The 758-nt window shown below is 69.7% G+C and carries 1 protein-coding gene; it reads right to left on the reverse strand.

Going from position 1 to position 758, the window contains the following annotated elements:
* Positions 1-702 (reverse strand): M20/M25/M40 family metallo-hydrolase (locus PGX04_RS29130; RefSeq protein ID WP_273741687.1); only part of this gene is annotated, 702 nt, incomplete at its 3' end.
* Positions 703-758: the final 56 nt, after the last annotated feature.

The following is a 758-nucleotide window of genomic DNA, read 5'->3' on the forward strand; positions in this document are numbered from 1 at the left end:
GGGGTGGGCCGGCGGCGCGTCCGCGCGCTCGTCGAAGGCTCGAATCGCCTCGAGGACCGGCTCGAGGGCCGTGACCGCGTTGCTCCCGGTCTTGGGTTCCGCGGCGTGGGCGTTGGCTCCCGAGAGGTGAATCGTCCCTTGGAACCGGCCTTTCGCCGCGGTACAGACATCGAGATCGGTCGGTTCGCCGACGATCACCGCGTCCGCGTTTCGAACGGGTGACTCGTCGCCCGACACCAGCGCGTCCGCACCCGTCGAGAGCACCTCCTCGTCGGGGGTGACCGCGAGCGTGATCCGACAGCCGGTCGGCTCGACCGCGAAGAAGGCCGAGAGAATGGCCGCGAGCGGGCCCTTCGCGTCGCAGGATCCCCGACCGCGAATCACGTCTGGACTGTCAGCGTCCTCGTCCGCGTCGCGTTCGAACGGGACGTGCGGCGACACCGTATCGATGTGCGTGTTCAACACGACGTGGGTCTCGGCGTCGCCCGCCGGGAGTCCGCGACTCGCCAGCACGTTTCCGGCGTCGTCGACGCGGGGCTCGATGCCCCGGGTCTCGAGCGTCTCGCAGAGAAAGTCGCGCATCGGACCGACGGCTTCGTGGGAAGGATGCTGAACGGCGTCCTCGAGAAACGCGATGGGGTCGAACGTGTCGTTGGTCGCGTCGTCGGTCGTGGCCTCGGTGGCGGAACGGCCGTCCGTCACGGCTCGATCGGCGGCTCGACGGCCACCTCGCCGTCGAACTCGTGTTCGACCGGCCC

The organism is Natrinema soli (genome assembly GCF_028618695.1).